At 62.3% G+C, this 8,316-nt stretch carries 9 protein-coding genes; 5 read left to right on the forward strand and 4 right to left on the reverse strand.

Annotated features, from left to right (window positions below; all coding sequences use genetic code 11):
- Positions 1-63 precede the first annotated feature (63 nt).
- Both map and NW857_RS11490 read left to right on the forward strand, forming a co-directional pair.
- Positions 64-852: a type I methionyl aminopeptidase gene (gene map, locus NW857_RS11485; protein ID WP_414333759.1), complete on the forward strand. Its 789-nt coding sequence runs from the start codon at positions 64-66 to the stop codon at positions 850-852.
- 7 nt (positions 853-859) lie between these two features.
- The gene (locus NW857_RS11490) at positions 860-2,674 is read left to right on the forward strand and encodes a chloride channel protein (protein WP_414368995.1); all 1,815 of its coding nucleotides are present in this window, start codon (positions 860-862) and stop codon (positions 2,672-2,674) included.
- A 16-nt stretch (positions 2,675-2,690) separates the two neighbouring features.
- Here the strand turns inward: NW857_RS11490 and NW857_RS11495 are convergent, their stop codons facing one another.
- The 4 genes from NW857_RS11495 to NW857_RS11510 all read right to left on the reverse strand — a co-directional run bounded on the left by NW857_RS11495 (position 2,691) and on the right by NW857_RS11510 (position 6,020).
- Complete coding sequence (locus NW857_RS11495) at positions 2,691-3,341, reverse strand: endonuclease III domain-containing protein (RefSeq protein WP_414338612.1); 651 nt, start codon at positions 3,339-3,341, stop codon at positions 2,691-2,693.
- Between the two features lie 145 nt (positions 3,342-3,486).
- Positions 3,487-4,575, reverse strand: a complete 1,089-nt coding sequence (gene murG, locus NW857_RS11500) for an undecaprenyldiphospho-muramoylpentapeptide beta-N-acetylglucosaminyltransferase (protein ID WP_414368997.1) — start codon at positions 4,573-4,575, stop codon at positions 3,487-3,489.
- A 30-nt stretch (positions 4,576-4,605) separates the two neighbouring features.
- The gene (locus tag NW857_RS11505; RefSeq protein ID WP_414333730.1) at positions 4,606-5,595 is read right to left on the reverse strand and encodes a photosynthesis system II assembly factor Ycf48; all 990 of its coding nucleotides are present in this window, start codon (positions 5,593-5,595) and stop codon (positions 4,606-4,608) included.
- An 8-nt stretch (positions 5,596-5,603) separates the two neighbouring features.
- Positions 5,604-6,020 (reverse strand): rubredoxin, encoded by a 417-nt coding sequence (locus tag NW857_RS11510; RefSeq protein WP_414333732.1) that lies wholly within the window; start codon positions 6,018-6,020, stop codon positions 5,604-5,606.
- 195 nt (positions 6,021-6,215) lie between these two features.
- Here NW857_RS11510 and NW857_RS11515 point away from each other — a divergent pair, with 195 nt between their 5' ends.
- The 3 genes from NW857_RS11515 to tpiA form a co-directional block, all read left to right on the forward strand.
- Entirely contained in the window at positions 6,216-6,626 is a 411-nt protein-coding gene (locus NW857_RS11515) for an FHA domain-containing protein (protein ID WP_414333734.1), read from the forward strand.
- An 85-nt stretch (positions 6,627-6,711) separates the two neighbouring features.
- Positions 6,712-7,395 (forward strand): hypothetical protein, encoded by a 684-nt coding sequence (locus NW857_RS11520; RefSeq protein ID WP_414333735.1) that lies wholly within the window; start codon positions 6,712-6,714, stop codon positions 7,393-7,395.
- 159 nt (positions 7,396-7,554) lie between these two features.
- Positions 7,555-8,316: triose-phosphate isomerase (gene tpiA / locus NW857_RS11525; RefSeq protein WP_414333737.1), on the forward strand; the 762-nt coding region annotated here is incomplete at its 3' end.

Consider the following 8,316-nt stretch of genomic DNA (forward strand, 5'->3'; position numbering starts at 1 on the left):
ACAGATCTCAGCCGTCGCTCTCAGCGATGGGGAGAGCAGTTGGGATCCGCTTTGCAGACGGGCATGAGCCAGCTCGCGCAAGCTCCCCAGCCCATTGTGTTGCTCTCGGCGCGGGAACTGGAGAAGATGCGGCGGGCTTGTCGCCTGGCGGCAGATCTGCTCAAGCACCTAGAGCCGCTGGTGCGGCCGGGGATTACCACTCAAGAGCTCAACGACGAGGCGGAGCGCTGGACACGGGCCCATGGGGCCAGAAGCGCCCCTCTGGGCTACCACGGCTTTCCCAAGTCCATCTGCACCAGCGTCAACCACGTGGTCTGCCACGGCATTCCCAGCCCCAAGCAGGTTTTGCGAGAAGGCGACATCATCAACATCGATGTGACGCCGGTTTTGGATGGCTACCACGGCGATACCTCCAAAACGTTCTTTGTCGGACAGCCTTCTGAGCGGGCGCGGCGCTTGGTGGAGGTAACCGAAGAATGTCTGCGGCGGGGCATTGCCGCCGTCAAGCCGGGGGGGAGGGTCGGCGACATTGGCGCTGCCATTCAAGAATATGCCGAATCCCAGGGCTACAGCGTGGTGCGGGATTTTGTCGGGCATGGGGTGGGACGGCAGTTTCACACGGCCCCCCAGATCCCCCACTACGGCGAACGAGGGAAAGGGGAGAAGCTCCGCCCCGGCATGGTGTTCACCATCGAGCCGATGATCAACGAGGGCACTTGGGAGGTGAAGGTGCTCCCCGACAAGTGGACGGCTGTTACTTTGGACGGCAAGCTTTCGGCGCAATTCGAACATACGGTTGCCGTCACCGAAACTGGCGTAGAGATCTTGACCCTGCCTTCCCCAAGCCCTTGAGCCGATCATGAGCAGCGCCCTCGCTCTCCGCCTGCGCCTCTCTTCTGAGAACCTTCTTCTGCTGCTGGCGGCGGCAGTGGGGCTGGGCACGGGGCTGTTGGTGGTCGGGTTTCGCTATCTGATCGGCTGGTGTCGCTATCTGCTGCAAGACGTCTTTGTCGATGGCATCGGCAGAGCCGCAGAACACCATGGCCTGTGGCTGCCGGGATCCTGGTCTCTGGCTTTGGCGCCGGTGCTGGGAGGTCTGCTGATCGGCGCTTTGGGAGCAGTCGTGCCCTTCCCCAACTCGAGCCTCTCCAGTCTGGTGAGCTCCGTTCGTCCTTTGGCGCCTCAGCCCTGGTGGATCCCGCTCAAGCTCCTGGCGGCTGCCATCTCGTTGGGCGCGGGGGCTTCCCTGGGCCCGGAAGCGCCCAGTGTGGAAAGTGGCGCTTTGTTGGGATCCCTGCTGGGGCAAAACCTGCGCCTCTCGCGGGAGCGGGTGCAACTGTTGCTGGCGGCGGGGGCGGCGGCGGGGCTGGCGGCGGGGTTTAATGCGCCGATTGCCGGAGTGTTTTTGGCGCTGGAGCTGGCTTTGGCCCGCACGTTCACCACTTCTGCCGTCAGTGTGGTGGTGTTGGCGGCAGTGGTGTCGGCCCTGGTCGCCCAGGTGGGGTTGGGGGCGCAGCCGGCTTTTCTCTTGCCCACCATTACGCAGCCGGCTTTTGTCTTGCCGGACTACGAGATCCACAGCCTGCTGGAGGTGCCCCTCTATCTTGGCTTGGGCTTTTTGGCCAGCCTGGTTTCTCTGGCCTTCAGCTACACCCTGGAGTGGGGCAAGCACCTGTTCGGCAGTGGCCCCCTGGCCGCTTGGCCGGCTTGGAGCAAGCCCATTTTGGGGGGGGCGATCCTGGGCTGGGCGGGCTTGGGGATCCCGTTGGCGTTGGGGGTGGGCTATGAAACCGTTGAGTCGATCTTGCAGGCTGTGCCCTTTTCCCTTGGCCATCTGGGCCTGCTTTTGCTGGGCAAGCTGTTGCTGAGCGCTTTGAGCCTGGCCAGCGGCTTTGTGGGGGGAACCTTTGCGCCGGCTTTGTTCCTGGGGGCGGTGCTGGGGGCAGCCTACGGCCAGGTGTTGGGACAGGTGTTGCCCGCCATCGCCCTCTCTCCCCCTGTCGCTTACGCCATGGTGGGCATGGCGGCGGTGTTGGCGGCCAGTGTGCGGGCTCCGCTGACGGCCATTTTGCTGCTGTTTGAGATGACGCGGGACTACCACATCGCGCTGCCGGTGATGGCGGCGGTGGGTTTGAGCATTTGGCTGGCGGAGCAGTTGCACTCACCGGCCATCTACCCTTCCGCCCGTCGCGGCCAGGAGCCCAACAAGGGCCTGACGGTGCAAGAGGTGATGGTACCCCCTTCTCTGCTGTTGCAGCAGGATACGCCCCTGCGGGAGGCCCTGGAGCGTTTGCTGCAACAAAAGTGCCATAGCGCCTTGGTGGTGGATGGCCAGGAGCGGCTGCGAGGCATTCTCACCCTGGAAGACCTCGAGCGCGCTTTGGCTCACAGGGAAGCTGGGGAATTGGCCGAGCTGACAGTAGAGCAGGTCAGCCAATCGGCGGTGCTCACCACCTTTCCCGATGAGGCGGTGGCAGTGGCTGCCGAGCCGATGTACGAATACGATTTGCGCCAGTTGCCGGTGGTCTCGCGGGAGGATCCGGAGCATGTGGTCGGCCTCTTGGAGCGGGATCGGGTGTTGCTCTCCCAAGAGATCGAATCTGTGCGGCAAGTCCTGGAGCCGGAAGTTCCTCCAGCCCAGGGCAACGGACAAGAGGGGATCCCCTCTGCGTAGAACTCTGCTGCGGGGATCAACGTTGCCGCAAGGGGGCAGAGGGGCAGGTGCGACGCAGCGGGCAGCGGCTACACTCGGGCATACGCGCTTTGCAGATGCGCTTGCCCAGCCGGATGAAGTTGACATGCAGGGAGTAGGCTTTGCCCTTGGGGATCTGCGGGGAAAGCTGAGCAAAGGTGTCGTCGGGATGTTTGGCCCGCACCAAGCCCAGACGGTTGGCCACTCGATGCACGTGGGTATCTACCGGGCAGAGATCCCGACCTAGCCCGAACAACAACACACAGGTGGCGGTCTTCAGCCCTACCCCTTTTAGGGAGAGCAGAAAGTCGAGGGCGCTGGCGTCGTCCAGGTCTCTTAGAAAGTCAAGACTGAGGGATCCCCGTCGCTCGCCAATGGCGGCCAGGATCTCCTGAATGCGGGCTGCCTTGAGGTGGGCTAAGCCGCCGGGCCGGATCACCTGGGCCAGCTCCGCCAGGTCGGCAGCCAAGACGGCCTCCCAGGTGGGAAAGGCAGCTTTGAGGGCGCGGAAGGCACGGCTGCTGTTGTAATCGGTGGTGTTTTGGGAGAGAACCGTGCCCACCAACTCGTCCAGGAGATCGGGATAGAGGGGAAGGCCGTCGGGGGTGTGGGGGCGCTGAGGGATCCCGAAGCACTGCTCTAGCTGCATCAACAGCGATTCCGTCCTGTCGGCGAGCCGGAGCTCTGGCAGCGGGGTTGACGGCTCCGTCCGAGGAGCGCAAACGGCGGGCTCAGGCGGACATTGGGAAAGACCATCCACTCTCGGCTGTACCACGGCTGGCCCTCTGGGGGAGTTAACGGGCAGAACTTTGGCAGATCTCCTGCAACAGGTGGGCTACGGCCTTGCTGGCAGTGGGGGGAGCTGTGGCTTGCAAGTGGGCAGCCATTTGGGCAACCACCTGCGGCTGAGCCAACCAGGTCAACACCGTTTGCCGCAGCAAGTCCACATGCTCTTCGGATTCTCGCATGACCACACCCCCACCGCGCCCCACAAAGGCTAGGGCATTCTGATACTGATGATCCTCGGCGGCAAAAGGATAGGGGATCAAAATGGCCGGAGTGGCGGTGGCCCACAACTCCGCCAGGCTCATGGCTCCGGCCCGGCTGATGGCAAAAGTTGCCCGCTGCAGCAGGGCAGCCACATCGGTGCGGAAAGGAAAGGGCCGGTAGCGGGGATGGATGGGGATCCCGGCCTCGCTGCCGCCCGTCAGATGCACAATCCAAGCCCCCGCCTCCAACCAAGCTTCGGCACAGGCGGCCACCATGCGGTTGAGGCCCCGTGCCCCTTGGCTCCCCCCTATCACCACGATCAGCGGATCCCCGTCGGGGATGGGGAGATCGGCGGGCAGGGGCTGGGGCCGATAGAACTCGGCCCGCACCGGCGTGCCCACCACTTGGGCGGCCACCCCCGGCAAATGCTCTGCCGCCTCCGCCATGCCCAGCGCCACCACGTGGCAAAATCTTCCCAGCCAACGGGTGACTTTGCCGGGGATGCGGTTGGACTCGTGCAGCAACACCGGCACCCGCAGCGAACGGGCGGCCAAGATGGTCGGGGCGGAGATGTAGCCACCGGTGGTCAGGACGATATCAAACCGTCCCGACTTGAGGAGTTGGCGTACCTGCAGGGTCGCCCGCGCCAGTTGAGCCAAGGCTCGCAGCTTGTGGAGAGGGGATCCCTGCCAGCCAGACATGGCAACCCGGTGCAAAGGGTAGCGCTCCTGCACCAGCTTCCCTTCCATCCGATCCGGCACCCCCAGCCATTCGATCTGCCAATCGGGCAACTGCTCGGCAATGGCCAAAGCCGGAAAAACGTGCCCGCCAGTACCGCTGGCAGCAACCAGCAGCCGCGGAAGCGAAACTGTGGCCCTGGCGCGTGTATCCACCCGCGTACCGGCTAGGGATCCCTGAGATCGTCAGGAGTTGTTGGAGCTGACATAGCGCAAGAGGGTGCCCCGTTGCCCCAAGATAAACCCTCGGTCGGGGCCGAAAAACTCGATGCTGTAGAAATTGGCGGGGATATCGCTGACTTGCTTAGCCTGCTCCCAGGTTTTGCCACCGTCGGGGCTGTGGATCAGGGTGGCGCCACCCCCCACCACCCACAGGTCGTGGTCGTTTTGATAGGCCGCATTCAAATAGCCAAAGCTGAGGGCCCGACCCGGACGCAGCGGCGACGCCCACTCGCCAGAGGTGAAGTCCTCCGTGAAGGCAATCTCTGCCCCTTGGTTCAGTTTCCAGGCGCTGCCGTTGGGGCCAAAACCCATGTTTTGAATGCGGCGGGAGCTCTCCCGCGGATAAGGCTTCCAGGCGCGGCTTTCTGGCGTGTAGAGAAAATAAAAGCTGCCCCGCGACGACACCGCCAGGTATTCTCCCCCAGGGCCGCGGGCGATGTTTTTGATGGCCCCAATCGGCTCCTCCACCTGAGCGCGCCAGGTCTGCCCGCCATCTTCCGTGCGGTAGATGGCGCCCACATTGGTCACCATCTCGGCAGCCCCAGGGCCCAAAGCCTGGATTAAGATCGGCTCACCCGGCAGTTGGGTGTTGAGGCGAATGGAAGTCCAGTCGGATCCCTCGTTCAGGGTGTGAAGGAGGATCTTCGGCTGCCCGGCCACCCAGCCTTCTGCCCCGGCAAAGCTGATCGAGGCAAGGTAGGCTTCTGGCTCCAAGCTCGACAGCTCCCGCACCTGCCAGTGCAAACCGCCATCGTGGGATTCCAGCAGTGTCGCCTTGTCTCCCACCAGCCAGCCGTGTGTAGGGGTGGTGCCGGTGAAGGCGATGTCCAGCAGAATGTTTTGGGTAGGCACCTCCACCTGCTGCCAGGGCACCACCTGCATATTCGGCATCCGCGCCGCCATCAGCAGCAGGGAGCAAGCAGCCAACAGCGCCAGTCTCAAGAGCTTCAACATCTTGGCCATCACTCGACGAAATAAAAACTCATCAAAAATAAAAACCCCAGCGCCAATCCCAAGAAAATGAGCAGGTTTTTTTGGGCAGGGGTCATCACGTTCACCCCCAGGCCGTAGCGCAAGTTCTCTTGAAAACCCGAAGGCTTGCCTTTGGCTCCCACTGCTTGGAAGAAGCGCTGGTCGGCTCGGCACACCGGACATTTCCAATCGGCGGGCAATTCCTCAAACGGCACACCCGCCGGGATCCGATTGAGTTGATCCCCCTTGGCCGGCTCGTAAACGTAGCCACAGGAACGGCATTCGTAGCGCTGCATGCGCAGGGGATCGCCAAGCTGCGCATCGGTTTCATCTTCCGGTAGCTCAATCAGCCTCGGTGTCTGGGGAGGACGGGGTTGGACACCGGGATCCGGTTGCGAGCCATTCATGGTCAGAGATCCATGTGCATCGTTAATCCCATTATGAGAGGAGTTGTTACAAAAATCTACTCGCTGCTCAGGGTGATGGGCCAATCCTGCCCATCCCAGTGAGACTCATCCGGTGGATATAGGGATCCAACTGGGGGATTCCGTATGTTATGTTTTGGGTATACTGCCCTCAGTGTTGTGCAAGTGGGTGGCTTTATGACCACGCCCCCTCGCCGACCGGCCCTCAATCATGTGCTAATTGTCAAAGATCGACAGGGGCCAAAGGCCTACTGGTTGACAGCCGAGCTCTACTCATTGGGCCGGGATCCGCGCAACAGTATTCGCATTGACTCGCAGTACGCCTCTCGCTACCACGCTATTTTGGTTAAAACCGAATCTCCTTCTTCTCCCGACGGGTTCACCTACCAAATTATCGACGGCGACATTCAGGGCAATCCTAGCACCAATGGCCTTTACGTGGGTGGGCAACGGGTGGAATTTCGGGATCTTGAGGATGGGGACGAGATCCAGTTTGGCAGCGATGCCACTGCCACCTACTCACTGCAGAGCAAAGATCTGGATGCAATTCTCGCCACCTTTGAAAACACCCAGATTGTCGGGTTGTGAAAGCCCGGCTTTCCTGTTGGGTTTTGGCGCGTAAGCTGGTATGGGATCCTCCCTTCAGCTGGTTGGTTAAGGGGGTAGCTAGCCGATGTCAGAAGCTGGAGTTACTCGCGCTGCTTGGGTGGTGGCAGCTTTGGTTTTGTCGGCGGTGCTGGGGCCGCGGGTTGCCATGCCCCTGGTAGGACTGGTGGGGCTGGTCATCGTCGAGCAAGTGGCCTTTGGGGGGCGGATTTCAGGGTTGCTGGGCGGGCTGCTGGATTGGGCTTCGCCGGCCTACCGGCAGCGGGTCATCCGCCACGAAGCGGGGCACATTTTGGTGGCCCATCTGCTCGGGATCCCGTTGTTGGGCTATGTGCTTAGTCCCTGGCAAGCCTTTCGACGGGGGATGCCTGGCTACGGCGGGGTGGAGTTGGATCGGGCCCCGATGCACACTTGGCAGGCTCAGGGAAGGATCCCTTGGGCAGAGGTGGAGCGCTACGGCACGTTCTGGATGGCGGGGGCAGCCGCAGAATCGTTGCACTACAGCCAAATTACGGGCGATACAGAGGATCGGCAGCAGTTGGCAACGCTGTTGGCAGCGCAGCCCTTGACCTCTCCAGCCAAAATGAAGGTCCAAATCAACCGCTTCTTGCGCCAGGGACGAGCGCTGTTGCAGGCCCACCCCCAGACCTATGCCGTCGCCGTCCAATCTCTGGAGCAGGGAGCCGCCTGGGAAGACTGCCTGGCGGCCATCGCTGCCAGCCTGGAACAAGAGACGGCCCAGGAGGGTTAACCGGGGCCCGGATCCCATCGCCGTATTCTGGAGCCGCTTGCTGATAAACTGTGACATACGAAAAAACAAAAGCTGGGATCCCTGCCTATCCATTTGGGTTTCTGCTTTGGGATCCCCTTCTTTAGTTGTCTTCTGAGCGTCTTTTAGGGAGGATCCACCTTGCGTCCCATCCTCATCGCCGGCAACTGGAAGATGTACAAAACCCAGGCTGAGGCCCGCCAGTTTCTGCGGGAGTTTGCTCCGGCTCTGCAAGCGTCGTCCTTAGGAGCGGCTTCACAACGGCAGATCATCCTGTGTGTGCCCTTCACAGACCTGTCCGTGGTGGCAGAGCAAACGCGGGGATCCGGCATCGCCGTGGGAGCACAAAACCTGCATTGGGAGGATCAGGGGGCGTTTACCGGGGAGATCTCCGGCCCCATGCTGGCGGAATTGGGGGTGCGCTACGTGATCGTCGGCCACAGTGAACGGCGGCAATACTTCGGCGAGACAGATGAAACCGTGAATCGGCGCTTGGCAGCGGCGCAGCGGCATGGCCTCACCCCCATCTTGTGCGTGGGCGAAAGCCAGGAGCAGCGACGGCAGGGCTTGATCGAGTCTTGGATCCTAGGGCAGTTGGATCGCGCCTTGGCAGGGATCGATCTGGAGAACCTGGTGATTGCCTACGAGCCGATCTGGGCCATCGGCACCGGCGACACCTGTGCAGCCGCAGAGGCCAATCGGGTCATCGGCTTGATCCGCCAGCACCTGGGCGCCGACCAACTGCCCCTCCTGTATGGCGGCTCGGTCAAAGCCGGCAACATCGACGAGCTGATGGCCCAACCCCAGATCGACGGAGTGCTGGTGGGCGGGGCCAGCCTCGATCCGCGGGAGTTTGCCCGCATCGCCAACTTTCAGGCCCTGACCCCGGCCTCAATTGCTCAG

The organism is Synechococcus sp. H55.9 (assembly GCF_047462355.1).
Taxonomy (GTDB): domain Bacteria; phylum Cyanobacteriota; class Cyanobacteriia; order Thermostichales; family Thermostichaceae; genus Thermostichus.

Bases quoted from the DNA above. Each gene is read 5' to 3' on its own strand.
- map (WP_414333759.1), top strand. From the start codon at position 64: ATGAGCCAGCTCGCGCAAGCTCCCCAGCCCATTGTGTTGCTCTCGGCG.
- NW857_RS11490 (WP_414368995.1), top strand. From the start codon at position 860: ATGAGCAGCGCCCTCGCTCTCCGCCTGCGCCTCTCTTCTGAGAACCTT.
- NW857_RS11495 (WP_414338612.1), bottom strand. From the start codon at position 3,341: ATGCAGCTAGAGCAGTGCTTCGGGATCCCTCAGCGCCCCCACACCCCC.
- NW857_RS11505 (WP_414333730.1), bottom strand. From the start codon at position 5,595: ATGTTGAAGCTCTTGAGACTGGCGCTGTTGGCTGCTTGCTCCCTGCTG.
- NW857_RS11510 (WP_414333732.1), bottom strand. From the start codon at position 6,020: ATGAATGGCTCGCAACCGGATCCCGGTGTCCAACCCCGTCCTCCCCAG.
- NW857_RS11515 (WP_414333734.1), top strand. From the start codon at position 6,216: ATGACCACGCCCCCTCGCCGACCGGCCCTCAATCATGTGCTAATTGTC.
- NW857_RS11520 (WP_414333735.1), top strand. From the start codon at position 6,712: ATGTCAGAAGCTGGAGTTACTCGCGCTGCTTGGGTGGTGGCAGCTTTG.